Origin of the sequence: Marinibacterium sp. SX1 (assembly GCF_050389775.1) — a bacterium.
In the GTDB taxonomy this organism is placed as follows: Bacteria; Pseudomonadota; Alphaproteobacteria; order Rhodobacterales; family Rhodobacteraceae; genus Marinibacterium.
The window spans coordinates 4,363,333-4,389,601 of record NZ_CP177144.1; the positions used below are offsets into that span (position 1 = coordinate 4,363,333).

At 62.8% G+C, this 26,269-nt stretch carries 21 protein-coding genes; 4 read left to right on the forward strand and 17 right to left on the reverse strand.

The genetic code is table 11. The features are described 5' to 3' along the window. Positions 1-101: 101 nt before the first annotated feature. The 9 genes from ACK3BB_RS19645 to ACK3BB_RS19685 all read right to left on the reverse strand — a co-directional run bounded on the left by ACK3BB_RS19645 (position 102) and on the right by ACK3BB_RS19685 (position 11,141). A complete protein-coding gene (locus ACK3BB_RS19645) occupies positions 102-1,124 on the reverse strand; it encodes a phosphatase PAP2 family protein (RefSeq protein ID WP_428926339.1) in 1,023 nt (340 codons plus the stop codon). Positions 1,125-1,140: 16 nt separating this feature from the next. After that, entirely contained in the window at positions 1,141-2,757 is a 1,617-nt protein-coding gene (locus ACK3BB_RS19650) for a hypothetical protein (RefSeq protein ID WP_428926340.1), read from the reverse strand. A 401-nt stretch (positions 2,758-3,158) separates the two neighbouring features. Beyond that, positions 3,159-3,971 (reverse strand): metallophosphoesterase, encoded by an 813-nt coding sequence (locus tag ACK3BB_RS19655; protein ID WP_428926341.1) that lies wholly within the window; start codon positions 3,969-3,971, stop codon positions 3,159-3,161. Continuing rightward, complete coding sequence (locus ACK3BB_RS19660; protein ID WP_428926342.1) at positions 3,968-5,821, reverse strand: dipeptide ABC transporter ATP-binding protein; 1,854 nt, start codon at positions 5,819-5,821, stop codon at positions 3,968-3,970. The genes ACK3BB_RS19655 and ACK3BB_RS19660 overlap by 4 nt, the downstream gene beginning before the upstream one ends. Before the next feature lies 1 nt (position 5,822). Next, the gene (locus tag ACK3BB_RS19665; RefSeq protein ID WP_428926343.1) at positions 5,823-6,641 is read right to left on the reverse strand and encodes an ABC transporter permease; all 819 of its coding nucleotides are present in this window, start codon (positions 6,639-6,641) and stop codon (positions 5,823-5,825) included. Beyond that, positions 6,638-7,585 carry an ABC transporter permease gene (locus tag ACK3BB_RS19670; RefSeq protein WP_428926344.1) on the reverse strand — a complete coding sequence of 316 codons (948 nt, stop codon included), beginning with the start codon at positions 7,583-7,585 and terminating at the stop codon, positions 6,638-6,640. The genes ACK3BB_RS19665 and ACK3BB_RS19670 overlap by 4 nt, the downstream gene beginning before the upstream one ends. Positions 7,586-7,651: 66 nt before the next feature. Beyond that, complete coding sequence (locus ACK3BB_RS19675) at positions 7,652-9,130, reverse strand: ABC transporter substrate-binding protein (protein WP_428926345.1); 1,479 nt, start codon at positions 9,128-9,130, stop codon at positions 7,652-7,654. A 392-nt stretch (positions 9,131-9,522) separates the two neighbouring features. Further along, a complete protein-coding gene (locus ACK3BB_RS19680; protein ID WP_428926346.1) occupies positions 9,523-10,269 on the reverse strand; it encodes a tyrosine-protein phosphatase in 747 nt (248 codons plus the stop codon). Then, entirely contained in the window at positions 10,266-11,141 is an 876-nt protein-coding gene (locus ACK3BB_RS19685) for a metallophosphoesterase (protein WP_428926347.1), read from the reverse strand. Before ACK3BB_RS19685 ends, ACK3BB_RS19680 begins: the two co-directional genes overlap by 4 nt. 114 nt (positions 11,142-11,255) lie before the next feature. On the opposite strand from ACK3BB_RS19685, the gene ACK3BB_RS19690 reads away from it, so the two are divergent. The 4 genes from ACK3BB_RS19690 to ACK3BB_RS19705 all read left to right on the forward strand — a co-directional run bounded on the left by ACK3BB_RS19690 (position 11,256) and on the right by ACK3BB_RS19705 (position 19,046). Next, positions 11,256-11,852: a TetR/AcrR family transcriptional regulator gene (locus ACK3BB_RS19690; RefSeq protein ID WP_428926348.1), complete on the forward strand. Its 597-nt coding sequence runs from the start codon at positions 11,256-11,258 to the stop codon at positions 11,850-11,852. A 1,020-nt stretch (positions 11,853-12,872) separates the two neighbouring features. Beyond that, a complete protein-coding gene (locus ACK3BB_RS19695; protein WP_428926349.1) occupies positions 12,873-16,976 on the forward strand; it encodes a HigA family addiction module antitoxin in 4,104 nt (1,367 codons plus the stop codon). Positions 16,977-17,265: 289 nt separating this feature from the next. Beyond that, complete coding sequence (locus tag ACK3BB_RS19700; protein WP_417682790.1) at positions 17,266-18,336, forward strand: hypothetical protein; 1,071 nt, start codon at positions 17,266-17,268, stop codon at positions 18,334-18,336. 110 nt (positions 18,337-18,446) lie between these two features. Next, the gene (locus tag ACK3BB_RS19705; protein WP_428926350.1) at positions 18,447-19,046 is read left to right on the forward strand and encodes a hypothetical protein; all 600 of its coding nucleotides are present in this window, start codon (positions 18,447-18,449) and stop codon (positions 19,044-19,046) included. Positions 19,047-19,130: 84 nt separating this feature from the next. Here ACK3BB_RS19705 and ACK3BB_RS19710 read toward each other — a convergent pair whose 3' ends face one another. The 8 genes from ACK3BB_RS19710 to ACK3BB_RS19745 form a co-directional block, all read right to left on the reverse strand. Next, a complete protein-coding gene (locus ACK3BB_RS19710) occupies positions 19,131-20,189 on the reverse strand; it encodes a type IV secretion system protein (protein WP_428926351.1) in 1,059 nt (352 codons plus the stop codon). After that, complete coding sequence (locus ACK3BB_RS19715; RefSeq protein WP_066009844.1) at positions 20,189-20,599, reverse strand: hypothetical protein; 411 nt, start codon at positions 20,597-20,599, stop codon at positions 20,189-20,191. Before ACK3BB_RS19715 ends, ACK3BB_RS19710 begins: the two co-directional genes overlap by 1 nt. 164 nt (positions 20,600-20,763) lie before the next feature. Then, a complete protein-coding gene (locus ACK3BB_RS19720; RefSeq protein WP_428926352.1) occupies positions 20,764-22,308 on the reverse strand; it encodes a relaxase/mobilization nuclease domain-containing protein in 1,545 nt (514 codons plus the stop codon). Continuing rightward, positions 22,302-22,790: a plasmid mobilization protein gene (locus ACK3BB_RS19725; RefSeq protein WP_428926353.1), complete on the reverse strand. Its 489-nt coding sequence runs from the start codon at positions 22,788-22,790 to the stop codon at positions 22,302-22,304. Before ACK3BB_RS19725 ends, ACK3BB_RS19720 begins: the two co-directional genes overlap by 7 nt. Beyond that, positions 22,784-23,662 (reverse strand): hypothetical protein, encoded by an 879-nt coding sequence (locus ACK3BB_RS19730; RefSeq protein ID WP_428926354.1) that lies wholly within the window; start codon positions 23,660-23,662, stop codon positions 22,784-22,786. The genes ACK3BB_RS19725 and ACK3BB_RS19730 overlap by 7 nt, the downstream gene beginning before the upstream one ends. A gap of 340 nt (positions 23,663-24,002) precedes the next feature. Then, the gene (locus tag ACK3BB_RS19735; RefSeq protein WP_417682801.1) at positions 24,003-24,206 is read right to left on the reverse strand and encodes a hypothetical protein; all 204 of its coding nucleotides are present in this window, start codon (positions 24,204-24,206) and stop codon (positions 24,003-24,005) included. A gap of 107 nt (positions 24,207-24,313) precedes the next feature. Next, on the reverse strand, positions 24,314-25,105 hold the full coding sequence (locus tag ACK3BB_RS19740) for a hypothetical protein (protein ID WP_428926355.1): 792 nt from the start codon (positions 25,103-25,105) through the stop codon (positions 24,314-24,316). Beyond that, positions 25,083-26,255 (reverse strand): tyrosine-type recombinase/integrase, encoded by a 1,173-nt coding sequence (locus tag ACK3BB_RS19745; RefSeq protein WP_428926356.1) that lies wholly within the window; start codon positions 26,253-26,255, stop codon positions 25,083-25,085. The genes ACK3BB_RS19740 and ACK3BB_RS19745 overlap by 23 nt, the downstream gene beginning before the upstream one ends. Positions 26,256-26,269: the final 14 nt, after the last annotated feature.

The window sequence follows — 26,269 nt, forward strand, 5'->3', positions numbered from 1 at the left end:
GCCCGGTGATGACCGGCCCAAAAGGCCGCGACCGCTACGCGTAGGGCGCTGCGGTCGCGATGATGCGGGCGATGGTGGGACCAGGGATCGTCCGGCGGGGGTCACGCCGGGGCGGCGGCCTCGGGGTAATAGGCCAGCAACATCTCCCGCGCCGGGTCGGCCGGGTCGAAATGGGCCAGGATGTCGGCAAAGACCCGGCTGTGCGTGGTCAACGCCTCGACGGCAAAGGCCTCGACCTCGTCGGCATGGGTGAACAGATGCGGGATGATCCGGCGGGCCAGCGTCCAGGACGCGATGTTGTCGGTCATGTAGTGCACCCCGGCAAAGACCCGGCGGTCGCCGAAATCGACCATGTATTTCTGCATGGCCCGCCGGCGGTCCGCCGAGACGCCCTGCCCTTCACCCAGCCAGGCGTCGTACACCGCGCACCCGCCCAGGATGCCCTGGATGCAATGACCGCTGATCATCGAGGGATGGATGCCGGTATGCGAGGCGAATTCGTGCCCGGCCGTTGTCCATCGGAACCCGTCCACCCCCAGCGCCACGGCCGCCGACCACGGGCGCGGCCGTTGCAAATGCTGCTTGATCCGCACGGTCGAGGGTTCAATGTCATCCATGCGTGCAAAGAACCTTTCGGCAAAGGCACCTTGCTGATCCGTGGGATCGTAGACCAGGTAATTTGCCGCGATGCCATTGCTGGCCCTGAAGTCGAACGAAGGGGGCTCGCCACCGTCCTGAACGAAGCGGAACCGAAGATCCAGGACCAGGGCATCCTCGATGTCGAAATGCCATTTCTGCGTGCGCGGCTTGCCGTCCGGCGCCGGGGGGATATCGGGCACCTCGTCCAGAATGTCCGTGCCGCCCTGACCGTGATAGAGCGCCACCGCCAGTTCCAGTTCGCGGCGGGTGGCCTCGTCCATCGATGCCGCCGCCCCGCCCTGCCATGCGCCATCGACCCAGGCGGGCCAGAGCCTGTCGGTGACGTCGGCCAGCCAGGCTTCGACAAGCGCGCGATAGGCGGTCGCGCTGCCCTTCCAGCCCGGCATCGGATTGACGATGCTCACTTCCTGGGCAAGCCGGCGATCGTTGTTGTTGCTCAAGACACCAAACGGGGCGAGAGGCATGGGGGTGGCTCCTGTTTCAGGCCAGGCCCAACTGGCCGGCCGCCTCGACGACGGCCGTCCTGTGGGCCAGGTTCACGATCGGGTAATCCGGCGATTTCAGCAGGTCGACGCTCAGGTCGGGATCGCGCGAAGACAACAGGCGCAGCTTGGCACGCCCTTCGCGGATGCGGCCTTCGCGGGCGTAGGCGGTCATCAGATCCATTGTCGTGGGTCGGAAATCGATGACACCCGATGCCATCTCGCCGGCCCGGATCGCGCCCCGTGTGTCTCCGGCCATGAGCCGGGCGTACAATTCCGTGCTTTGCGCCATCGGTTGCGCCATGGTTCCCCGGCACAGCGCCACCGCACGACCCGCGGCCGACACCGCCTCGGCATAACGCCCGCAATAGGTCAGCGAGATCGCGTGGAAGTCCCAGCAGACACCGCTGCCGGGCAACAGCCTGACCGCTTCCGCCGTCATTTCGGCGTTGCGTTCCAGGTCGTGAAGGAAGAACCCGAAGGCATGGCCTGACAGGGCCTGCACCAGACCGTTGCCCGGTGACAGCTGCAGCGCGGTGCGAAAGCTCTGCATGATCACGTCGGCATCGATGGCCGCGCGCGCCTCGCGCTCGCCCATCATCTGCAGATGCGACAGGCCAAGCAGCGCGTGATAGATGCCCTTTTCGTCGGCCGCGATGGCCGCCTCGCTGCATTGCGCGATCTCGCGCGAGGACACCGAACCGGGCACCAGCATGCCGACAAGCGCCTGGCAGCCATTCGCATGGGCGCTCCACCGGTCGCCCTTCAGGCTGGCCGCCTCGGTGCGGATGGCGAAATCCTGCAGCAGCTGGGCCATTTCCATCTGCACGGCCCGCAACTCCGCCCAGCCGTGGCGCGCGACCTCGCGCCGGACCTGCCATTGCAATGCCCCGAACCCGTCGGTCACCCCCAGCGACAGCACCCGCCCGTCGCCAAAGCCCAGGCCGCGCATCCGCAGCACCATGTCCGTCGCCCGCGGCGGCGGCGCGGTGGTTCCGGCCCGGCGATCGACCACCGCATGCAGCCCGATCACCGACAGCGCCTCGACCAGGCTGTCGCAGATCATCTCGCAGGTTTCGGCCAGGCCGTCCGCACCCATCAACCCGTCGCCGGTGCCAAAGACCGGCGGATCGACATACCAGCGCCGGTCCGGCTGCACCGGCATGCCCACGGCGCCCCAGCGGCCGTCCTGGGCGGCCTGCTCGGCCCGGCACTGGCGCAGCCAATCGTTGAACCCTTCCTCGCGCAGATCCAACCCGCGCAGGATCTCGTCGCCCCCGCCCTGCCCGCCCGGGGCCATGTGATCGAAATCGCACAGCGCCGGGTCCAGCCAGACCCAGGTCCGGTCGGCCCGCAGCACCTCGGCCCCGCCGTTGAGCACGGCCCGCAGAGTGGTCAGCGCCTGCCGCAGGCTCGCCGCGCCCTGCGCCGGGCCGCGATCCCCCCACAGCTTTTCCTGCAGCCAGGTCCGCGTCTGCCGATGGGTGCCGGTCAGCGCCAGCATTGCCAGCAGGGCACAATCCTTCCGCCCCGCCGGCCGGACGGATTGCCCGTGCCGGTCGAACAGGTCGAAGGCGCCGCACACCTTGATGGAAAAGAGCTTGCCCGAATGCATGCGAAAAGATCGCGTTAAAACTGCCGCAGCGTCAATGCGATTATTTCCGAAATCGGAAAATCGCAACTAATCCCAAGATCGCAATCAATTATTCCCCAAATTAATTCAGGAAACATCCTGCCACATACCGGAATTCCGCCCCGAAACAGGCAGAATTATCTTAAAAATCCCGAATCACGCCAATTTCCAAGGCGCTTTTCAGCGAACATCACACCGCCAGGCGGGCCCCCTCGACCCAAATCGCCGAAATTGCGCGGCCATCCCGATAGACACAGGACATTCCAAATCACGCCCCGACAACGCGGCCGACGGGAAATTCGAAATACCCGACCGGGCGATCAAACACCCGCATTTCGAATTATTCGAAACAGGCCCGCGGCCGCGTCGCCATTTGCCCGCCCCTATGCCAGCCCGTTCAGCCGGTCGAGCGGCACGCGCCGGATCACGCGCCCGGGGTGGACGGGCACGAAACTGGCCGACAGACCGCCCGGCAGCAGGTCGCAGATGGCAAAGCCCGCGCCCTCGACGATGCGCACCTCGCCACGGGCCAACAGGTCGACCGAGGCATGCTGGCCGACCGAGATGACCACCGGGATGCCCAGCCAATGGGCCACGCGGTTGTAATGCACATGGCCCGACAGGATGCCGGCGATGTCATGGCCGGCCACGACCCGGGCCAGGGCCTCTGTGCTGGGCTGGTCCAGCGTCGTCCAGCGCCCGGCCCGCCCGGGATCGAGGCTGGGCGGGTGGTGCAGGACCAGGAGCTTGCGCCGGCCCGGTTCGCGGGCCAGGGCAGCAGCCAGCCAGTCGAGCTGTTCCGCATCCAGCCGGCCGCCGACACGGCCCGGCTCGGCCGTGTCCAGCGTGATCACGTGCAGGCCGCCCAGCACCCGGTCATGGTCCAGCGGCGCATCGGGATGGGCGCCCAGGCCCGGAAAGGCCCGGTGGAACCCGGCCCGCCGGTCGTGGTTGCCAAGCGCCAGGAAGATCGGGATCTCGACCGGGGCGATCATCCGGGCCAGCAGATCATAGCTTTCGTCATGGCCCCGGTTGGTCAGATCGCCGCTCATCACGATGAAGGCCGGCGCCGGGTTCAGCGCCGCGACCTGGTCCAGCACCCGCTGCAACGTGGCCACGGTATCGCTGTCGAGCGTCGCGTCGGCAACCTCGGGTGCGGACAGGTGGATGTCGGTCAGGTGGATGAAACGGGTCATGCCAGGGTCCTTTCGCGGGCCGGCGGGGTCGCCGCCGGGCCGGCCATGTCGGCGGCGGCCAGCAGCGTGCGGGTATAGGGCTCGGCCGGTTTGCCCAGGATGCGGGCGGTCGGGCCGGTTTCGACGACGCGGCCGTCCTTCATGACCATGATCCGGTCGCAGATCGCGCCGACCACGGCCAGGTCGTGGCTGATGAACAGCATGGCCAGGCCCAGCTCGTCCTGCAGGTCCATCAGCAGGTTGAGGATCTGGGCCTGCACCGACATGTCCAGCGCGCTCACCGCCTCGTCGGCGACGATTAGCTCGGGTCGGGTGATGATGGCCCGCGCGATGGCGATGCGCTGGCGCTGGCCGCCCGAGAATTCATGGGGATAGCGCGCGGCATCGGCCGGGCGCAGCCCGACCTGGTCCAGCGCGGCGGCGACCTGCCGGGCCCGGTCCGGGGCCTCCGCCCGGCCGGCCACGCGCAGCGGCTCGGCGATCGACCAGCCCACCGTGCGGCGCGGATCGAGCGAGCCATGGGGGTCCTGGAACACCATCTGGAAACGCGGGCGCAGGGCACGCAGGGCCCGGCGATCCAGCTGGTGGATGTCCTGGCCGTCAAAGAGCACCCGGCCCTCGTCGGGCGGCTCGAAGCCCATGATCATGCGGGCCAGGGTCGATTTGCCGGACCCGCTCTCGCCGACGATGCCCAGGGTCTCGCCGGGCAGGATCAGCAGGTCGGCCCGTGACACGGCGGTCAGCCGGGGCCGCGCTCCCAGCAGCGTGCTGCGCGGCTGGCGGTAGACCCGGCGCAGGCCCATGGCCTGGACCGTGGGCCGGGGCACGATGCGCAGGGCACGCTCGGCCACGGCCGGCGCCGGGGCGGCGGGATGGGGCGCGTCGCCCCCCGGCCCGGCCAGGTGGTGACAACCGACCAGGCCCGTGCGCGTCGGTTCGGGCGCGGGACGGGTGCCGGCGCAGCGGGGCAGCTCGACCGGGCAGCGCCCGGCAAAGCGGCAGCCCGCGGGCAAATCGGCCAGCGCCGGGATCGTGCCCGGGATCGTGGGCAATCGCGGCCGGGGCGCCCCGGGGTGGCGCATCGCCCCGCCGGGTCCGGGCCGGGCGGCCAGCAGACCGCGCGTGTAGGGATGGGCCGGGTCCCGCAGCACGGCCGCCGTCCGGCCGCGCTCGACGATGTCGCCGCCATACATCACCAGGATATCCTCGGTCGCCCGGGCCACGACCGACAGGTCGTGGCTGATCAGCACCAGGGCCATGCCCCGGCTGCGCGACAGCTGCACCAGCAGGTCGGTCACGCGCAGGGCGACCTCGGCATCCAGCGCGGTCGTCGGCTCGTCGGCGATCAGGATCGCCGGATCGCAGGCCAGGGCCAGGGCGATCATGACACGCTGCCTCTGGCCGCCGGACAGCTCGTGGGGATAGAGCCGCAGGCGGGTTTCGGGCTGCGGCAGGCCGACCTCAGCAAAGAGCGCCAGGGCATGGGCCCGGGCCTCGGCCCGCGACAGGCCGCGCAGGGCGCAGAGCGGTTCCATCACGGTCTCGCCCACCCGGCGCAGCGGGTTCAGCGCGGCCATGGGTTCCTGGAAGATCATCGCGATGCGCCGGGCCCGCAGCGCCCGCCATTGTGCCTCGGTCGCCTGCGACATGTCGGCCCCGTCGACGGTGATCCGCCCGGTGACCCCGGCGCCCTCGGGGGCCATGCCCATCAGGCACTGGGCCAGGATCGACTTGCCCGAGCCGCTTTCGCCGACGATGCCGATCCGCGCGCCGGGCCGGATGTCGAGGCTGGCCCCGCGCAGGGCCTGGGCGGTGCCAAAGGTCACACGGAGATCTTGGGCGGTGAGCATCTCAGCGCTCCCTTCTCAGGCGGGGGTCGGTCACGTCGCGCAGACCGTCGCCCAGCAGGCCAAAGCCCAGGACGGCCAGGATGATGCAGACCCCGGGATAGATGGCCAGCTGCGGGGCCAGGTAGAGCAGCGTCTGGCTTTCCGACAGCATCCGCCCCCAGGACGCGGCGGGAGGCTGGACGCCCAGGCCGAGATAGCTCAGCGCCGCTTCGGCCAGGATGGCCACGGCGAATTCGATCGTGGCCTGGACGATGATCGGGGCGGTGATGTTGGGCAGGACGTGATGCAGGGTCAGCGCCGCGCGGCCGGCCCCGGCGGCCTGGCCGGCCAGGACGAATTCGCGCGGCCAGACCTGGTTGGCCGCGCCGCGGGCGACCCGGGCGAAGACCGGAATGTTGATGAAGGCGATAGCGATGATCGTGTTGGTCAGCGACGGGCCGAAGACGGCGGCCAGCATGATGGCGAACAGCAGGGCCGGAAAGGCAAAGCTGAGGTCCGACAGGCGCATGACCAGGTCTTCGACCCAGCCGCCGACGGCGCTGGCCGTGACGCCCAGGATCACGCCGATCCCCCCGCCCAGCAGCACCGAGACCAGCGCCACCGACATCGACGTGCCGGCCGCCGCCATCAGCCGCGACAGCACGTCCCGGCCCAGCTGGTCGGTGCCCAGCCAATGGGCGGCCCCGGGCGGGGCGAACTTGTTGGTGACATCCAGCAGGGCCTGGTCATGCGGGGTCCAGACCAGCGACAGGGCGGCGATCAGGACCATGGCCCCGACCAGCCCCGCACCGATCCGCAGGTTCAGAGGCAGGGGTGTCATGCGTGGCGGGCCTTCAGGCGCGGGTCGATCAGCCCATAGGCCAGGTCGACGAGGAAATTGGCCGTGACAACCACGGCGGCGACCAGCAGGATCAGGGCCTGCACGGTGATCAGGTCGCGGTTCGAGATCGACTGGAAGATCAGCCGGCCCAGCCCGGGCAGGTAGAACACGCTTTCGATGACCAGCGTGCCGGTCACGACCCCGGCGAATTGCATGCCCACGATGGTCACGATCGGCACCAGCGCATTGGGCAGCAGGTGGCGCCACAGGATGCGGCGCGGCGACAGGCCGGTGGCCCGGGCCGTGCGCATGAAATCCAGCCGCATGACATCCAGCGCCGCCGAGCGGGTCACCCGGGTCAGCACCGCGGCCTGGACCAGGGCCAGCGAGATCGTCGGCAGGATCAGCGCGCGTATGGCGGCCAGCGGATCGTCCCAGCCGGGAAAGCCCCCGGGCGGCAGCCAGCGCAGCTTGACCGCGAAGAGGATGACCAGGAGGATGGCCAGCCAGAAGGCCGGCACGGCAATGCCCAGCTGGCTGGCGACCATCACGGCCCAGTCCCCCGGCCGGCCATGGCGCGAAGCGGCGAAGATGCCCGCGCCCAGGGCGATGACCAGGGTCACGGCCATGCCGCTGACGGCCAGCGACAGGGTCACCGGCAGGCGCTCGGCGATCAGCCCGGCCACCGGCACGTCAAAGGAATAGCTGGTGCCGAAATCCCCGCGCAGCACCCCGCCGACCCAGTCGAGATAGCGCTGCCAGGCCGGCGCATCCAGCCCCAGCTCGCGGGTCAGGGCCAGCCGGGCCTCTTCGGAGGCGTCGATGCCCAGGATGGTCAGGGCCGGATCGCCGGGCAGCACGTTCATCACCGCGAAGACGATGATCGAGATCGCCAGCAGCGTGGCCACGAACTGGGCCAGCCGGCGCAGCAGGAAGAAGGTCATGGGGGATCGTCCGGTCGGAGGACGGGACGCGCGGCGGCGTCCCGTCGGTCACGGGCGTGACCGGGCTCAATCGGCCCAGTGCACGTCCTTCATCGGCGCGAAGGTCACCGGCGCGTCGGTCCACAGCCCTTCGATGCCGGCCCGCGCCACGGTGACCTTGGGCAGCTGGAAGAGAAAGCCCATCACCGCATGATCGGCCAGGTATTGCTGGGCATCACGCTGCAGCGCGTTGCGCGCCTCGGGGTCGGCCTCGGTGCGGATTTCTTCCCACAGCGCGTCGAACGCATCGCTCTGGTAGCCATAGAAATACTCCGGCCCGCGGGCGAAATTGCCCAGGTCGTTGGGGCTGGTATGGGCGATGATCGTCATGTCGTAATTGCGCTGCTTGTAGATCTCGTCCAGCCAGTAGCCCCATTCGACGGTCTCCATCCGCGCGTCGATCCCGGCCTCGGCCAGCTCGGCCCGGATGATCTCGGCCGACCGGGTGGCATAGGCAAAGGGCGGCACGGCGATGGTCATGGTCGTCCCGGCGACACCGGCCTCGTCGAACAGCGCCCGGGCCTTGTCGGTGTCATGCGGCCAGCGGCCGGTCAGGTCGAGATAGGCCGGCCCGTGCGGCGGGTAGAAGCTGCCGATCGGCACGGCGCTGCCATACATCGCGCCTTCGATGATCTCGGCCCGGTCGATGGCATGGTTGACGGCCTGGCGCACCCGGTCGTCGGTGAAGGGCGCGCGGGAATTGTTCATGGCCAGGATGACCTCGCCCTCGGTCGAACCGACGGTGACCGCGAAACGCGGATCGGCCTGGAACTGGGGCAGCATCTCGGGGGCCGGGCTGGCCACGTCGACCTCTTCGGCCATCAGCGCGGCGGCCGTCGCGGCGGGATCGGCGATGAAGCGGTATTCCACGCGGTCCAGCGCCACCGCATCGGCATCGCGGTAATCGGCATTGCGTTCCAGCACCAGCCGGTCGCCGCGCGTCCAGCCGGCCAGCTTGAACGGCCCGGTGCCGACCGGCGCGGTGCTCAGCCCGTCGACGCTTTCGGGCGCGACGATCGAGGCATCGCCATTGGCGATGTTGAACAGGAAGAAGGCATCCTGGCGCTTGAGCCGGATCTCGACCGTGGCCGGGTCGATCACCGTGACGGCATCGATCGGGGCAAAGATCGAGGTCGAGGGGTTGGTGCTTTCCTCGGCCATGGCCCGGTCGAAGGTGAACTTGACGTCCTGGGCATCAAAGGCCGTGCCGTCCTGGAACAGCGCGCCTTCGACCAGGTGGAACGTATAGGTCAGCCCGTCGGGCGAAATCTCCCAGCTGCGGGCCAGGTTCGGCTGCACGGCCCCGGCGCCATCAACCGTGGTCAGGCTTTCCAGCACGTTGTTGGTGATCATGGCGTCGATCGAGGCGGTGGCATCCGAGGTCGGATCCAGCGAGGTGGGTTCCTGCGCCAGGGCGATCCTGAGGCTGCCCCCGGCAAGGGCGGGCTGGGCGAGACCGGCCAGCAAGGCCAGCCCGGCAATGGTCGACATGAAGGTGGTGCGCATTTCAGGCTCCTGATGGTGCGGCGGCGGGCCGGCAAGGACCCGGGTTGGCCAAGTGTCGCGCCGCGGTGTGACGCGGCGCCGATGGGCGGATGACGTTTCCATGACGCGGTGCCCGTCCGGCTGCGGTACAGGCGGCGCGGAAGGGGGGCACCGCGTGGCGGGACAGCGCGGGGGACGGGGCGGCAAGGCGTGGCCGCGCGGGTCGTGCGACGGCATGGCGGGACGACCCGTGGGGTTTGGCGCCACGGCCTGGCCGCGCGGCTGTCGTGGTGGCCCTGCATGGCGACGCCGGGTGTGTGGCTGCGCGGCGTGGTTGCGCGAGCGGCATGCGGGGGCCGAGTGACGACGCGTGGGGGATGAAGGCGCGGTATGGCCGCGTGGTGTGGCTGGGCTCAGCCATCGGCCGCCCCCAACCGCCGTTGCAGCACCCCCAGGTCGGCCGGCGACAGCCCATGGGCCAGCAGGTAACCCGCGGCCCCGCCATGGCGGTCGGCCAGGTGATCGAGAAAGCCCGCCATGGTCGGCGGATCAGAGCGCAGGAACGGCGCATAGCTGTCGAAATCGCCTCCCTGCCGGGTGATCAGCAGGCGGGTGGCCTCGACGAAGGGCGCGATGTGATCGGCGGTGCAGGCGTAATCGTCGAGGATGCAGGCCCGCGACACGCCTGCCAGTTCCAGCATCATGGCCGCGATCATGCCCGTGCGGTCCTTGCCCGCCGAACAATGGAACAGCACCGCGCCCTGGGGCGTGCCGGCGATCAGCCGGGCCACCTCGACAAAACCGGCGGCATTGGTTTCGGCCGCCTTGAGATAGAGCGCCAGCAGCGGATCGGGCGCGGCGCTGATCTCGGGCGCTTCGGGCGACAGCCCGGCCAGCAGCGAGACCTGCGAATAGCGCGTGGCCCCGGTCCGGCCGGCAAAGGGATTGGGCCGCTTGGCGATCTCGTCGGCATAGCGCAGGTCGATGACATGGCTCAGGCCAAGCGCTTCCAGTTCGGCGATCCCGGCCGGATCGAGGTCATGTAGGCTGGCCGCGCGCAGCACCCGGCGCCAGGCCGTGTCACCCCGGCCCGTCGGATAGCCGCCCAGGTCGCGCAGGTTCAGCACGCCGGGCACGGGGATATGGCGGGTCAGGCTCATGCCTCGACCGCCCCGGCGCCCTGGCCCGTCCGCGCGAGATATTCGTGGAACGGCCCGAATTCGAGCCGCCGCAGCACCCGGCCAGAGCGCGGATGGGCGACATAGGTCATGGTCAGCCCGCTGTCGCGCAGCGTGCCGATGGCCAGCCCGGCCCCGTCGGTCATGCTCATGCCTGTCGACAGGTCCAGCGGGTCGGTCTCGGCGTGATGGCCGGCCCCGACATAGACCGGGATGCCGTGCCAATGGCTGACCCGGTCGGAATGGATGTGGCCGCAGAGGATACCCGCGACGGCATGGCCGGCCAGCGCCGCGCGCAGGGCCTCGGTCGCCCCGGCGGTGAGGCTGGCCCATTGGTCCTGTTCCCGCTCGGGGTCCAGCATCGGCGGGTGGTGCACGACCAGCAGCTTGGGCAGATCGGGATGGGCCGTCAGCGCCTCGGCCAGCCAGGCCATCTGGCCGGCCTCCCAATCGCCGCCCACGCGGCCGGGCACCGCGCTGTCCATCACGATGACATGCACGCCGGCCACGGCCCCGTGGTGATCCAGCGGCCTGTCGTCCGGCCCATCGCCCCCGGCAAAGACCGCGCGATAGCCCGCCCGGCTGTCGTGATTGCCCAGCCCCATGATCACCGGCACCCGGGCACACAGATCGGCCAGCTCGGCGCGCAGGGCCTGGTAGGCCGGCACGTCGCCATTGTTGGTCAGATCGCCCGAGATCACCACGAAATCCGGCGCCGGCGCCATCCGCCCGATCGCCGCCAGCGACCGGCGCAGCGTGGCCGTCGTGTCCGACAGCAGCGTCGGGTCCAGCGTCCGCGGCGCGTTGAGGTGCAGGTCGGTCAGGTGAACAAAGGTCGTGGGGCGGCGCGTCATGGTCTCTTTCGGTGGTCGGTGCCGGCGCAACGGGTGTTGCGCCTGATTCACGGGCTAAGTAGTCTGCCTTCGTGACAGCTGAATGAACGTTCATTCAGTCGGTGAGGAGATGTCATGAACCAGCCCACGCCCGCCCCCGACGCACGCCCCGAGGCGGAACCCAAGCACGCCCGCATCCTGGCGGCGGCGGCCACCGCGCTGGTGGCCGAGGGGCCGCAATGTTCGATGGCCTCGATTGCCCGGCGGGCCGGCGTGGCGACGGGCTCGCTTTACACCTATTTCGCCGGCAAGGACGAGCTCGTCCTGGCCGTGCACCACCAGTTGGCGCGCGACATGCAGGCGGCCCTGGTGCCCGATGTGCCGGCCGCGTCGGCCCGGGCGCGGTTCGATGCCTATCTCGACGGTTACATCGATTTCTTCTGGTCCGATCCCGACCGGGCGATCTTGTTCGAGATGCTGTCCAACCTGCCGATCATCCCCCCGGCCGAGCTGGTCGCCTCTTACGCGCCATCCTCGCGGTACATCCAGTCGGTCCTCGCCGATCTGACGGCCGGTCCCGCCGCCCCCCTGCCCGACCCGGCCACCACGGCGGCCTTCCTCGGAGGCGCGATCCGCAACGCCCTGAAATGGCACCGCGCCCGGGGCGACACCCTGACCCCGGCCGCCGCCGGGACCCTGCGGGCGCTGTGTTGGCGGTTGGTGCCTGGTTAGGCGGGATTTTGCGTCGCTTGTAGCCGGGCCGACATCGAAACTGCGGGCGTCGCGGCGAGAAAGTCAGCCGCTACCGTCATGGTCTTCGCCGCGCGGTGTTTTGCTTGGCCTGAGGATGGATCGCGGCCAGTGACACTTCAAACGTGGATCAAGGCAGGACTACAAACGGGCGAATTCGATGAACGCCCCAAACGCCGCCGAACGGGCATTCGGGACCTCACGAGATTGGGCTGTGTGACGCGGCCATAGCCCCACTGGCTATGTGGGCCTCGTAATAAACAAGATTGGCAAACCGCCAAATCATCGAACGAAATCAATGGTAGGTGGCGGAGACGAAGGGAGAAGAATAACTCACGCAAGATGCTGAAATATAATTATAAATTATACAGAAAAACTTTACGTACCTCATTTCGCACCACAACACGGAGGCTAAGCAACTGCCGCCAACTTCGCCGCTGCGGCCAAGCAATCCGAGCTTCATTTGGAGTGCCGCACCCCACGGCACATAGCTTATGAACTCGCAAAGCACCTGTCGCCCCCCCCCGCAACAAATCAGAAGTGTCATCCGTCAAGTAACCGACTGTCACGAGGAACTTCCCTTTCTGCTTCTGACAGGCGGCTTTGCAATGCCCTCAAGATGACCTCCTCGATCTCGTGGACGCGTAGCCCATGGTCATATGCGAGCCTGTCAACCAGATTGGCGATCTCCGGGTCCTTAGGGCCATATATGGGCCAGTCATGCAGCTCGTGGCTGTCCGGGTGCGTTCGCGGTCTCATCAAGCTCATCTCCCCAAATGGCCAGCACAGCCCCAAGACTTCACTTACACAAAAAGCTGCTGTTGAGAAAACGTAACTCACGCGGAAAAGTAGCGGTTCGCGTGCGATCACGTTGCGTACCGACCATAGAACCCGCCATCCAACCGCCCGCCATTCTCGATCAAAGGTGCCATTCACCTAGGTGTGCTGGATGCAAACCACAAAGCATTTGTATTGTGTAGCGCTACACGATACACACGCTGCATGGCAACTTACTTCGTGGGCGAAATTATGTCGAGCAAGATCACCAGCGCGGGTCATCCCGGCCCATACATCAAGAGCGATGTCATCCCGAAGGGGATGAATGTGACCCAAGCCGCCAAGGTGATTGGCGTCGGACGGCCCGCCCTGTCGAACCTTCTGAACGGGAACGCAAGCCTTTCGAGTGAAATGGCCATGAAGCTCGAGAAAGCATTTGGCGTGAGCGCGAGTGAACTGCTTGCGATGCAGAGTGTTTTCGATGCCGGAATGAGTGCGGCGACGACAAACATGACCGCTGTAAGGAGCTTCGTGCCGCCGTTTGCTGCCCCGAAGGCAAATGACATCGAGCAGTGGGCAAACAATTTGGATTCACGCTCCAAGTTGGCGGCGTTGTTGAGGATGCTAGTTCACTCGACCGGTGACGGTCTTCAGAAAGTGGACTTCCCCGCTCATGACGACTCCCAGCGTCCCGGCTGGGACGGAGAGGTCGAGACGCTGACAGGTAATCCGTGGGTACCTACTGGCGCGTCCGGCTGGGAGTTCGGAACAAACCGGAATATCAAAGAGAAAGCGGACGGCGACTTTTCAAAGAGCGTGAAAGCAATCTCTAAAACCGAAAGACTTAAGACGACATTTGTCTTTGTCACGCCCCGGCGTTGGCCAGGAAAGGATGCGTGGAAAACAGCACAGCTGGCCAAAAAACAATGGAAAGATGTTGTCGTCTTGGACTCCAGCGATCTTGAGCAATGGATGGAACAGTCCATTCCTGCTCAGGTTTGGTTTGCCAACGAAAGCGGCAAAGACTTTCGTGGCACGAAGTCACTGGAACGCTGTTGGGTGAAGTGGAATGCTGACTGCGATCCAGCCTTCACAACACAGATTTTCGACGAAGCGTCAATTATCGCCGGTAAGAAGCTCCTTACACATTTGAGAGGGGCGGATCGAACGCTTCGGATCGCGACAGACTCGGTACTCGAAGGTCTTGCGTTCGTTTACGCAATGTTGAGCGGAGACGACCCTGAGCTTTCAGCGATACGCGACCGCGCTGTTGTCTTCTCCGAAACCGGGCCAATCACTGAACTCGCCAACAAGTCATCCCGCTTCATACCGATCGTTACGAACCGCGAAACCGAGGTAGAACTGGCCGAGACGGGAACCCGCCTTGGTGGAATATCAATCGTGCCGCGCACGATGGTACAGAGCGAGGCGGATATTGTTCTTGATACGCTCAGCGGCGAAGCATTCCGCAAAGGCCTCGAAACGATGGGGCTGGGTGGCGATGCGATAGAACGCCTCAAGGACGAGTCGGGGCGGTCTCTCACTGTGCTGCGCCGCCGCCTAGCACGAGACCAGGCAATCAAGTCACCGGCATGGAGCGCTGACAAGGCGCTTGCGCGCTCAGTGTTTCCTTTCATGCTGGCAGGTGCATGGAAGAATGACAACGAAGCTGACCGAATTGTCCTTTGCCATTTGATGGGTGAGGACAGATATGCGGAGGTCGAGAGGGAATTCGGCGATCTTCTTCCAATCGAGAGTTCGCCCGTCTGGTCGATAGGTTCCTTCCGAGGGGTCGTGTCCAAGATTGACGCCCTCTACGCGGTCCATCAATGGGTGACGACGGAGGATCTTGAGCGCTTCTATCAGGCTGCTGACCTTGTGCTTTCGGAGCCCGATCCTTCACTCGACCTTCCAGAAGGTGAACGCTGGGCGGCCAGTATCCATGGCAAGACCCGCGACATCTCTTCTGCGCTGCGAGAAGGCATCGCCGATAGCTTGGTTATTCTGGCGATGCACGGCAACGGGCTCTTCAGGAGCAAGCTGGGGGTGGATACGCAATCTCAGGCCACGCTACTGGTGAGAAAGCTCTTCGCTAGCATGGACGGCGAGACAATGGAGTCTCAATCCGATGAATTCCAGCGGTATGCTGAGGCCGCGCCCGAAGAGTTCCTGGGCATTATTGAGCGGGACTTGGCCAGAAATGATCCGAGCACACAGGTCTTGATGCGCCCGGTCGGTGACCCCCTGTTTTCCAGAAATCCTAGAGTTGGCCTGCTGTGGGCACTGGATTTGTTGGCATGGTCGCCGGAATACCTCCAGCGTGTCGTGGATGTGCTTGCAAAGCTTTGCGAACTAGAGCCTGAGGATCGTAGCGGCAACAGTGCGAAGCAAAGCCTGCTTTCGATCTTCCGTAGCTGGATGCCCCAAACCTCCGCCAACGTAGAGCAGCGGATTGCAGCCCTTGATCAGTTGGTGAAGCACTTTCCCGAAGTCGGATGGGCGGTTGCGAGGGACCAGTATGACACACGGTCGCGGACCGGCGACTACAGCGTCAAGCCGAAATGGAGGGACTATGCCTTTGGTAGCGGCGAAGTGGTGACCAACGGAGAGCGCTGGAAATTTGAAGAACACTGCCTTGAAGTAGCCCTTTCTTGGACGCCAATGACAAGAGAGAAGCTTGCGGATTTGGTGGATAGCCTGGAGGGTTTTGGAGACGAGTATCGCGCGCGCGTGTGGGATCGCGTGGTGGACTGGGCAAAAGCGGCCACCGACGAGGATCGGGCTTGGTTAAGGGAGCAAATCCGCGTGGGTGTTAGCAGGAGTGCCCGCCGCCTGAGCAAGAAGGGAGCGCCGAAGACGGCCACGCAAGCCAAGGTAAACAAGGCCCGCGATATCTATGACGAGTTGGAGCCTAGCGATATCGTCTGGAAGCACGCATGGCTGTTCAAGAATTCATGGGTAGAGAGTTCGTGGGAAGATATCCACGACGATGAGTACGACTTCGAGGCACGAGACGTGCGCATCGCCAACCAACGAAAGGCGGGCGTCGAAGCTGTGTTGGCGCAGGAAGGTGTTTCTGGTGCCGTGCGCCTTGCTCTTTCTGGGAATGCTTCGCACCTAGTGGGTAACAACCTCGCGCAGATCATGAACTCCGAGGCGGATCAGCTCGCCTTCATCCGGCGCATCGTTGGCGATCCCGAGTTCCTGACTTCGACCAAGCTACAGTTCCTGCTGGACGGCTTCTTTTTCTCGTTGGGTGGCAAGAACGCGGTTGGCTTTATCAACGGATTGCGCGGCGAACTGACTGATGATCAACTGGTGCGCCTCTTCTGCCTTTGCCGGTTTGGGCGGACAGTTTGGGAGGCTGTGGAGGCTTCAAGCAGCGCAGTGTCCGAAGGGTACTGGAAGACTGTGCCCGCACACTGGGCGAGGCAGACAGAAGATGAGCTACGCTACGCTGTAACAAAACTAATTGAAGCCCGACGCGGCCTAACGGCGCTGAAATTTGTCCATCTGGACCTGAAAAGCATCGAGTCCGAGCAGCTCTACGAAATCCTGCAGGCTCTTCCCCGAAGCGACGAAGCTGAGCGAGGAGCATCCTCGATGGATCGACACTCCATTGAGGAGGTGTTCAAGATCCTCAATTCGCGCGGCACAATTGGCCGCGAGAGGATGGCTGGTCTGGAGTTCCTGTATCTGGAGGTCTTCAGGTTCGATAGAGGGAATATTCCTAACCTTGAGGCCGAAGTAAACGACAACCCGTCTCTCTTCTGCGAGGCCATTCGCATGGCCTACAGGGGCAAGAATGAACCCAGAGATGTGGAACCTAGTGATGAGCAGAAGACTGCAGCCAGAAACGCGAACACCTTTATTGATGCACTTTCTTCAGTACCTGGGGTCGATGAACACGGTGTCCTCCGGACCGAAAAACTGAAGGAATGGATTATCGAGGCAAGGCGAATTAGTGAGCCGACAGGTCATCGCGCCATGCTTGACTATCGGATCGGGGAAATCCTCGCACACGCCCCTCTGGCAGAAGATGGGTCATGGCCTTGTGAGCCTGTGCGGGAGGCTGTCAATGATTTGTATAGCGTCGAGATTGAGCGCGGCATCACAATCGGGCGCTACAATGCGCGCGGTGCGACTTTGCGGGGGGAAGGCGGAGCGCAAGAGCGAGAGCTGGCGGAACAGTACGAGGGCTGGGCTAAAGCTTGCGAGTTCGAGCATCCACGCATGGCAAGAATCCTGCGTGAGATGGTTCGCAAGTACATCTCTGAAGCCGAGTGGCATGACAATGAAGCCATGATCCGCAGACGCATGCGTTACTAGCGGTCGACTGGAAATCGCGTTCTTAAGCGCGTGTGGGAGTGTAGCGGAGAGGACGAGCTTGCGATCACCGGTTTTGGATGACTTGGCGGCGCTTCTTGAGCGAGCTGAAAGGGCACTCCCTGCACCACCCTACGCGAACCAAAGCGGTTGAATTCAGGGAATAATCCCGTCAAAAAAGAAACACCAGGTGGGGGCTCGCCCGACCTGGTGCTCTAATCTGATGTCGACGGCGCGTAGCAAGTGCCAGTGGGGCCAGTTCGACTGCTCTGGAAGGGTATGTATCGCCGCGATGGCCGAGAGTCAAGTTCCATACCCGTACGATGCGGCAACGATCGCTTCACTCAAGGCGTCGCTTTCAGAGCCAAGATTCGCAACCTACCTCGCGAAAGCCAGTGGCAATGAGGCTTTCGCGTTCGCGCTGTACCTCTACAACGCAAGGCTTGCGAAATCGTTCCTTTTCCCGCTTAGCGTGGCGGAAGTGACCCTGCGCAATGCCGTGGATGGCGTCCTACTGCAGCTTTTTGGGGCAGCTTGGCATCAGGATGCCAACTTTCGCGATACAGTTCTGACGCCAGAAAGTCTCAGCGCCTTGGACAAGGCAATGAAACGAGCTCGGTCAGTCGAGCGCGGCAAGGTGATCGCGGAGCTTACCTTTGATTTCTGGTCAAACCTGTTTCGCAATGAATACGCAGTTCTTTGGCGAACTAAGGCCAATGTCGCGTTTCCGGGCCTTGCCCACGGTGAGGGGCGGCATGAAATCCAGTCGCTTGTGAGAGAGATCAACCGCCTGAGAAACAGGGTCGCGCATCATGAGCCAATTCTGGATATGAACGTCCCTGATCTGCATTCGAAAATCATTAAACTGGTGGAGCTTCGGAGCAAAGTCACGGCCGACTGGATGCGGCATCACTCAACCGTGAGTGTCGTGATGCGAACCCGGCCAAATCTGGCAGGGTCCGCACCCGTCACCTTGGCGAGTAAAGCGGATCAACGGTTCGAAATCGTTGAACTTGCCTCCACGCTGGTCAGATTGGCAGGGGAAGAGGCGCAAACATGCGCAGCATTCGTTTGCATCGATGAAGGCGTTGTTGTCGGTGCAGTCACGCACCAGCAACTAGCTCATTATATAGCTACCAAAGCCTTAGAAATGGATGGCATGATCGACTTAAGGGACCACACTGTTTCAGACATCCTGAATAATCCAGCAGTCGCGGATGGCTTTAGGGCAGTGCTGGCAGGATCGTCGTTCTTTGATGCCGTAAAAATACTGAAAGAACCAAAGACGCGCGTCGTCGTGGCCGTGGACCCTGATGATGGAGCGCCGGTTGGAGTGGTACTGCGTGCCCACAGGCGATACTGACTGCCAAGCTGCCGAAGCTACCCTTTATTGAAAGCATCTCACATTAAATAGTTATTTATTTGTTCCCGCCCGAACCTTAAAGTTTTGGACGAGGCCAGACAGGAAAAACGATGAAGATCAGGGTTAGTCAGTTCGTCGATTTCGCGTACGGCGACAAGCGCAAAGACAGGGCGAAAGTCAGAAGCATAATCGACGAGCTCGATTTGCCATATGATCCGGCCAAGGATCGCTACAAGCAGTTTCGGGAAGCTTTGGTATCTTTCGAAGATCAAAAAATTTCGAATAAAGAATTTTTAAACCTTCACTCCAAAGTGTCGGCAAACAAGGCTTCTGGATATAAGATTTTATGCCAAAATTACCTAGATTTGAAAGAGGATCACGCGCTCATTTGGCAGGGGCGCAGCCCTGTCGAAGCGGAGATTTCTGGCCTACATATCGCAACGGCCTGGTACTTGCGTACAGAAGCAAACAATCAGAGACGCATCATTTTCCTACATTTTGGAAAAGAACAGCTGCCACGAAAGAAGGAGCGGGGCCTTCTAACTATACTGAGGTTGGCTAAACCAGATTCGGCAGGAGTCGGCATCCTGAACATCCAGCCGGGGACGCTGATAACTGCGACACGGCTAGACCAGAGCGAGGCCGACTACCTACACAAGCGGGCTGAAAAGTTTGTAGCACTCGCCAAGGACATTAACGCAGGCGACTAACGGGATAGATCGCCGCTGAAATGCTCACGCGCTGCGGCAAAGTATTGCATCCTTAGCCGCAGCGCAGTTGTCAGCGTCGAACCATCACCGTTTCTTCGTCTCGTCCGCACTGAGGCGCTCCGCGCGGTCCATCATGCGTTGCATCTTGGCCCCTGTACCGGTTGAGGGGCGGTGATCTGTTGCGGCGGCTGAGGAACGGGTCGCGTCCGCTCCTGGCTTCAACCTCCGGCTTGCATCGCTCTTTGCGTTCGGGGACATTCGGTTCGGTTGAATCGGGCGGGATTGCGGCATCATTCGCCGGACACTGCCACCAACGGTTGCAGCCGCCCAGCCTGCCTGCAAGTTGCCCGATATCATCGGCACGATGAACGGGATCGCCACGACCATCACAAGGGAAAGTATGACTACAGCCAAAAAGGGAAGCGTCGCTCCAACCTGCTTGACAGAATCCGGCGATCCGATCTGGCCGACCAGCTGGCTCACCAGGCCGAAGACCATCGAGAAAACGCCAGCCATCACGACAGGGTAAAGTGCAAAACTCGCCAGTGAAGACACCCATCGGTGGAAATAGTCCTTCGTCACCGGGAACATCGAGCAGAGGATCATGATGGGCGCGATACCTATCAGGAATGTCATCATCATCTTTGCCAGGACGAGAACAGCGCCGGCCGCCCCGCCGATGACAGCCAGAAGAGCCATGAAGAAGACTCCCATCACAGCCTTACTGACCGCCCCCATATGCGATGTGGCCGAGTTGCCGTATTCGGCCAGTCTGTCGAGCTGAAGGTCAAAACGAAGGGCGAAATATCTGGGTCCCGCGAGGTCTACCCCGATTGCCGAGCCGACCAAGCGCCCAGCCAGTTCGTCGAGGCCGTCGATGATATGACCGCTGACGAAGTTAAAATTTGCCCAATTGAACGCGAATGTGTTGATCAAAGCGATCTTGAATGACAAGACCAGCAGCTCTTTCCCGTCCATGGGGCGGATTTGCCATGCCATATTGATAAACAAAACGATCATCGCGAGAGTCGCAGCCCCGACAACTATCGTGCCGGAGACCTCCGCGACCGCCGCGAACTGCGAGGTAGCCACTTTCTCGAGACCCTCGTCTGCGGCTGATACGATAAAGTTAACGATACCCATCACTCAGCCTCCTGGCACTGGGTGCGCAACCGATCCCGAAGGTCGGAAATGACAGGGAAATACTCTTCCGCCGACCATGTGATGTGCAGGCTGTCGGTGCCGGTCGGGGCGGCAAAACCCAGTTCCGCGTACTCATCCTCGATGATCGCCCAGTCGGGCCATAGTGTCTCGCAATCGCAAGAACCGGCCTTCAGCGCCATCTGATGCCGCTTCAAGCTATAGAGGTCGTCCGCCGCCACCGAGCGCCATGCGTCTCGAAACGACCGGAAGGTCAGATGTTCCGGTCGCGGGCGGATCGCGCAACCGTAGCGGTCGGTCTCTGCGGGTTGGATGGAATTGCTCAACTTGATCTGGTCCGCCATCACCGGAGCGGTAGTCAAAGCCAGAAATAGGATAGCTCGATAAATCATGCGGTTACTCCCGTCGTTTGTTCGGTGTTGCGTGTCGCCTGTCGCTTGTCCGGTGTCGTCTGTTGCGTGTTGACTGTCCGGTGTTGAGTGACCACGGTCGCGTGTCGCGTGTCGCGTGTCGCTTGTTCAGTGTTGCGTGTCCGGGGGAGAGCTGGATTTGCTCCTCAATGGCGTAGGCCATGCACGTCCTCCTCGATCTCGTCTGTCACCGCGTCTGGAGGCGCTTCTGCGCCTCCAGGGCGAGCGACAGGCTGTCCTTCAGCTTCGATGGTGCCTGCGCGGTGTCGGGGCCATCCTGCATCCAGCCGTTCAAGGCTTCGACCAATGAGAGCTGCGACCTGAGCAAAGCGATCATGGAGCCGCGTAACCCATCCAGTTCCGTCCGCCTGTCCTGCCCAGAGGCGGTCAATTCCTGCGCGGATGCCTTCGAGGCTTCCGTCAACTGCTCGACGTAGCCCAACAATTCGCGTTCGAGTGGCGTCAGACCATCCATCACTCACTCCTTCGGGATCGTCAGACAGTCCACGGGTTCCCCTGCCAGCGAACAGCGTGTCAGCGCCGCGCGGCCGCTGCGCGGGATCAGATAGACCGCCTCCGGCCGCTCGATCACCCTGAGCCCCATCGTGTTCAAGTTCGGCGTCAGCCATGTCATGACTGACCAGGTCGAAATCCCGGTGCAGATCATCAGGCAGCAGGCCACCAGCATCGGCCACATCAGAGCCTTCCATTCCGGTCGAGCTGCGTTCGCGCTCTGCCGCATGAGGTGCTTCCTCACGCGCAGCAGGTAGCCTTCCGTATCGGTCTTGATTGTAGCCAGCGCGTTTTCGGCGATGACCGTCAAATCGGTCCTGAAGTTCTGCAACTGTGTGTCGATCAAGGCGGCGTTCTCTGCCCTGATCCGCTCCATGTCCGCGTTCAACTTCTCGCTCAGCCGTTGCTTCGGCTCTCCAGTCGTCATGGAAAATTTCTCCTTTCAGGCGAAACCGTTCTTCGGTCTCCGGATCTTTGACGGTGAGGTAATTCTTGCCTGCGCGGGGCACCTCGAAGCCTGCATCGGTCAGGGCGGCGACCATGCCGGTGCGATCCTCGATCAGCCCCATGGAAATCTGGTCGGCGATCCAGGCATGGAGCCCGTCGCGCCCGGCGGCGCGGTCCGGGGCTTCCGTGACCGGCTTGACCTCGGCCACACGCTCCACGTCCATGGGGTCGGCCCAGCCGTGGGTCTTGTTCATCAGGTCGCGCAGGCTGTCGAAGGCGCGTTCATAACCAGGCGGGGCGATGTTGAGGCTACGCCCGCTGTGCAGCTCCATGCGTGGCGTACAGAAATGCAGCTCGACGCGATCCTCATGGGTGTGGCGCACCCAAAGGCAGGCGTAGCGGTCGGCATCGAGCCCGGCGAAGGCGATCTCCTCGAAACGGTCGATCACCTCGTGCTGCTGGTCCTCGGTCGGGGCGTCCTCGCGGGCGAAGCTGACAACACCGGCGCGATAGGTCCATTTGTGCGGGCAGGCGTCGATCAGGTCGGTCATGCCCTGAGGATCGCCGCGGACGACCTCCGGCAGCGGTTCGCGCGTCACGGTCATCGGCTGGCCGGACGCGTCGCGGATCAGATCGCGGTTGTCGTCATAGGCCAGTACGGTGCGGGCGATCAGGTATTCGACCGGCCCCGCGCCGCCGCCCTTGCCGTTGGGGAAGAACTTGATCAGCATCCGGGCGGCCTACGGTGCTGGGCGATGATCTCCGCCAACCGCCGCTCGATGCCGACCAGCGCCGCCGCCACGCGCAGGGCCTCGACCTCGCTGGCCCGACCCGCGCGGGTCGCCGTGTTGAGCCACCGCGCAATCTGGTTGAGGTTGCCGCCAAAGCGGGACACAGCCAGCACAAGCGCGGGATCGACACGGGGCGCGGGCTTGCGCCGCTTCGGAGCCGCGCCGGTGGCGAGCTGCCGAAGCAAGGCGGACATGGACAGTCCGCGATCCGCAGCCGCCTGCCGGATCAGCGCCTTTTCCTCGGAAGAGCAGTAGAAGAACACGGCTTCCTGCTTTTCCGAGGAGACCGCGCCCCGCGCGGTCCGGTTGGGGTTCGAAGGGGAGGCTTGCCGCCCCTCGCAAGGCCCCGGTTCAACGGTCGAAGACCTAGAACCGGGTCGCCTTGCTCTTTGCTCAGACTGCTTGATGTTCGAAGTCACCATGCCACCTCCGCACGGCGAAGCTCCGGTTCAGAAACCAGACCACGCAACAGCAGCTCACCGGCCTGATTGCGCGAGATGTGCTGGCACATCCAATTGCGCTCGCGGACCCACCCGGCAAGCTGACGAAAATGCTTTGCCTCAAGTTCAGCGGCGTCGATTTGCGCTTCACGGGCCTCCTCGACAAATCGTTGCCAACGGCTCTCCCGGAACCAGTTGTCGGAGAAGCAAACCTTCGAGCGAGTGTAGCCTTCGGTCTCTGTCGCGTAGGCATTGACTGCGCAGATAAATTCCTCGGTGGTGGTGCCGTCCTTGATGGCCCGCTCGAATTGCAGCCGGCAGGTGGTCTTGTTCCGACGCCGATCCGGCGGATAGGCGGTCCATGCTTTCTCGAAATCCTGATCCTCCGCCTCGCGCGTGTCCGCGCGCGTAGGTGGTTTCTGGATGGTTTTAGGATGGTTTGGGGTTCGTGGAGACCCCGGGGGTGGGGTCATGGTGACCTCGGAGGCCGGATCATTCGCATCCGGGGTCTTGCTGACCCCGGATTTCTGCTGTCCCCCTTCGGTGTTCGCTTTTCTCTTCGTCAGGTCATGCAGCTCGGACACGGCGGCAAGGCAGATGCGGTACTCTATAGTGTACCCGTAGTCACATTCGCGCTTCCCTGTCTGAACTAGAATACCCTCGGCGATGAAGTCTCGAACGATGCGCTTGACTGTGGCCAAGCTCAGTTCGGTGAACTTCGCGATGCTGTGTTTGGAGCAATAGACGCCCTCGCCATCGTCAGAAGCCTTGTCCGCCAAAAACATGATGACTTGCTTGCGTGGGGCGCTGCCGAACTTGCGTGTATTGCATTGGTTTGAGACCTGCCAACTCATGACGTCTCCCCCCTCAGGAGGGCCGCGCCGACATATCGCGGCCGGAAGCCTATAAGGGAGGGCAGAACAGACATCGACGCCGTTGCAGATAAATTTAGCCGAACGCGACCACGTAGATCAGTGTGGCCCTCGTTAGGCGCGCGCACCATGAGTGCAGCGCCAGGCTCATTTGTGTGCATCATTGAGCAAGCCTTTCCCGTCAGCCCGCCTCAGGCGGTCTGGCGATACCGACAACGGTATCGGCTACAGGGTTGAGTATTGGGGCGGCTTTGGCTTAGACTTCGGGTGCGCAAGAAATCAAAGCAAGGCTCCGCCCGGTGCGGGGTTTTGCTTTATTTGCTCAGGCCATGTCGCCTGGCAGAACGCGATTATCTTCGATATAGGCGTTCAGATCGCTGCCGAGGTATTTAACGCGACGGCCGAACTTTAGGAAGGGTGGCCCCACCCGGCGGTGTCGCCATTGCGCCCGTTTTGCTTTGGGAGCAATCAGGTCTAGCTCTCCGTCACTGTCGTCGTAGACACGTTTATTGTCAAAAACTTCCATCGGATTTCAGTCGCCTCCAGTTTCCGTTTCGCTTTCCGGTTCGGTTGCGTCTGGTTGTGCTAGATTGCGCCGAAACTGTCCAAACTGAGCACCAATAGAAAAAAAATCTACAAAGTTATCGTCGTGTAAGGGTCTTCTAGGAAAATCAAAACTGCCCACGTGGAGAACTCATCATCGCCATCAGAGAGCGCTAGTCTAGACGGCTCGTATGCATCCACTTCCAAGCCGACATGGTGAAACAGTCTTTCTACGCCGAGAGCAAAGGCAGAGCAGATATATCCGTCTGGGTCTTTGGAAGCTCGACATACGGTGTTTGTGTACCGTTCAAATCCAACCCGTAGGAAGCGCGCAAGGACAACGGCCCTTTCGTTGGCTTTGGTTTGCACCTGCGCTTTTTGATGCTGATAGAAAGATTGTAGCCTTTCGATTTTACTGAGATTTTGCTGATGAATAAGGTCATCGAGGATGGGCTTCACCTGTAGGTTCGCAGGGTAAGGAAGTGAACTGAGTGCTTTTATTGCTTTGGACAGATCTCGATGAGCTTTTTCCAATTGCTTCAGAACTTCAGTTTGCCGTCCTCGATCGAGCTGATTTGGCCCCAAGGCAAATCTCGGAGCCAAGATGCCGTGCATTGCTACCGCAAGCTTGTAATTTTCAAACTTGCAGAATTTTGTCTCGTATAGATCTTCGAGGAAGTGATTGAGCTCTTTCACGACACCCACATAATTCTGAAAAAACGGACTCGAACGATCCAGTTCCAGCCCATCTTCCGGCCACCATTCGGGCGGGAGTCTACGTTTTGAAGACTGCATTCTTCTGAGCGTGGGATTTCGCGAAGAATCTAGTGAGTCAATCATCTCGTAAAACCGTTCATATTCAGGCGAACCGAACATAAGCATTCCAACTCTCCATCAGTTCTCGCCGCTTGCTCAGCAAATCACTTCGCGCATAGGCACGCTCCACCTCCGAGCCGACCTTGTGCCCCAAGCTCAATTCCGCCACTTCGCGGGGGTGGTTGCCCTCCTCAGCAGCCCAATCCCGAAACGCAGACCTAAACCCGTGTACCGTCACACCTTCGATCTCCATGCGTCGTAGCAGCATCAACATCGACATGTTCGAGAGCGGCCTGTGTCGGCGCTGCCCCTCAAAGACGCATGCGGAGCGAAGCGCCTTCAACGGCTCAACAATTTCCATCATCTGATCGGTAAGCGGAATACGGTGCTCGGTCCCCGTCTTGGTCCTTTCTTCAGGAATCGTCCAAATTAGCTCGTCGAAATCAAACTCCTCCCAGACTGCTTGCAGGACCTCGCTGGTCCGGCACCCTGTCAGGCAAGTGAACATCAATGCCTTAGCCGCCATGCCACTTTGCTGAGAAAGCTGGGCGTAGAACGCCGGTACGTCCTGCCAGCGCATCGCGTTGTGGTGCTTCACCCTCGCCTTCACTCGCGGCAGAACACGAGCGTCCATGACGACCGCCACGGGATTCTCCCCTTCGCGGAAGCCGCGTGAACGGGCGACGTCCAGAACCGCCTTCATGCGTTGTGCGACACGACGAGCGGTCTCATGCTTCTCGGTCCAGATAGGGGAGAGGACTTGCAGGACTTCTGGCTGGTCAATCTCCGATACGGGCAAACGGCCGATCTTGGGGAAAGCGTAATCTGCGAGCGTATTGATCCACTGCTGGCCATGCTTCGGGTTCTTCCAGGTCGGCAGACGTTCGATATGGACCTGACGTGCGACTTCCTCGAAGCACGGCACCTCCTTGTTGCGGTGATACTTCGGGTTTAGCCCTTGCTTGGCGAGGCGTCGGTATTCAAGCGCTCGTTCGCGGGCGACTGTCAGCGTAATGATGTCAGCGCCGCCTAGACCGAAGTCCGTTCGGTTGGGCTTGCCTTGGCGATTACGCTGCCCCTTTACGGTGACGCGCACGATCCAGCGACGGGCACCCGATGGGTCTACTACGAGGTAGAGGCCATTGCCGTCGCCGTGCCGCCCCGTGCCCAGGGTGCGGACGAGATTCTTAGTCAGTTTGCCAGAGGTGTAGGCCATCAGACGTACCACCT

Excerpts from the sequence above, each read along its gene's own strand:
- ACK3BB_RS19705 (WP_428926350.1), top strand. The coding sequence starts at position 18,447 with ATGAAGATCAGGGTTAGTCAGTTCGTCGATTTCGCGTACGGCGACAAG.
- ACK3BB_RS19650 (WP_428926340.1), bottom strand. The coding sequence starts at position 2,757 with ATGCATTCGGGCAAGCTCTTTTCCATCAAGGTGTGCGGCGCCTTCGAC.
- ACK3BB_RS19690 (WP_428926348.1), top strand. The coding sequence starts at position 11,256 with ATGAACCAGCCCACGCCCGCCCCCGACGCACGCCCCGAGGCGGAACCC.
- ACK3BB_RS19695 (WP_428926349.1), top strand. The coding sequence starts at position 12,873 with ATGGCAACTTACTTCGTGGGCGAAATTATGTCGAGCAAGATCACCAGC.
- ACK3BB_RS19720 (WP_428926352.1), bottom strand. The coding sequence starts at position 22,308 with ATGCTGATCAAGTTCTTCCCCAACGGCAAGGGCGGCGGCGCGGGGCCG.
- ACK3BB_RS19685 (WP_428926347.1), bottom strand. The coding sequence starts at position 11,141 with ATGACGCGCCGCCCCACGACCTTTGTTCACCTGACCGACCTGCACCTC.
- ACK3BB_RS19655 (WP_428926341.1), bottom strand. The coding sequence starts at position 3,971 with ATGACCCGTTTCATCCACCTGACCGACATCCACCTGTCCGCACCCGAG.
- ACK3BB_RS19710 (WP_428926351.1), bottom strand. The coding sequence starts at position 20,189 with ATGGGTATCGTTAACTTTATCGTATCAGCCGCAGACGAGGGTCTCGAG.
- ACK3BB_RS19670 (WP_428926344.1), bottom strand. The coding sequence starts at position 7,585 with ATGACCTTCTTCCTGCTGCGCCGGCTGGCCCAGTTCGTGGCCACGCTG.
- ACK3BB_RS19645 (WP_428926339.1), bottom strand. The coding sequence starts at position 1,124 with ATGCCTCTCGCCCCGTTTGGTGTCTTGAGCAACAACAACGATCGCCGG.
- ACK3BB_RS19680 (WP_428926346.1), bottom strand. The coding sequence starts at position 10,269 with ATGAGCCTGACCCGCCATATCCCCGTGCCCGGCGTGCTGAACCTGCGC.
- ACK3BB_RS19665 (WP_428926343.1), bottom strand. The coding sequence starts at position 6,641 with ATGACACCCCTGCCTCTGAACCTGCGGATCGGTGCGGGGCTGGTCGGG.
- ACK3BB_RS19660 (WP_428926342.1), bottom strand. The coding sequence starts at position 5,821 with ATGCTCACCGCCCAAGATCTCCGTGTGACCTTTGGCACCGCCCAGGCC.
- ACK3BB_RS19740 (WP_428926355.1), bottom strand. The coding sequence starts at position 25,105 with ATGCTTATGTTCGGTTCGCCTGAATATGAACGGTTTTACGAGATGATT.
- ACK3BB_RS19675 (WP_428926345.1), bottom strand. The coding sequence starts at position 9,130 with ATGCGCACCACCTTCATGTCGACCATTGCCGGGCTGGCCTTGCTGGCC.
- ACK3BB_RS19725 (WP_428926353.1), bottom strand. The coding sequence starts at position 22,790 with ATGGTGACTTCGAACATCAAGCAGTCTGAGCAAAGAGCAAGGCGACCC.
- ACK3BB_RS19735 (WP_417682801.1), bottom strand. The coding sequence starts at position 24,206 with ATGGAAGTTTTTGACAATAAACGTGTCTACGACGACAGTGACGGAGAG.
- ACK3BB_RS19730 (WP_428926354.1), bottom strand. The coding sequence starts at position 23,662 with ATGAGTTGGCAGGTCTCAAACCAATGCAATACACGCAAGTTCGGCAGC.
- ACK3BB_RS19700 (WP_417682790.1), top strand. The coding sequence starts at position 17,266 with ATGGCCGAGAGTCAAGTTCCATACCCGTACGATGCGGCAACGATCGCT.
- ACK3BB_RS19715 (WP_066009844.1), bottom strand. The coding sequence starts at position 20,599 with ATGATTTATCGAGCTATCCTATTTCTGGCTTTGACTACCGCTCCGGTG.
- ACK3BB_RS19745 (WP_428926356.1), bottom strand. The coding sequence starts at position 26,255 with ATGGCCTACACCTCTGGCAAACTGACTAAGAATCTCGTCCGCACCCTG.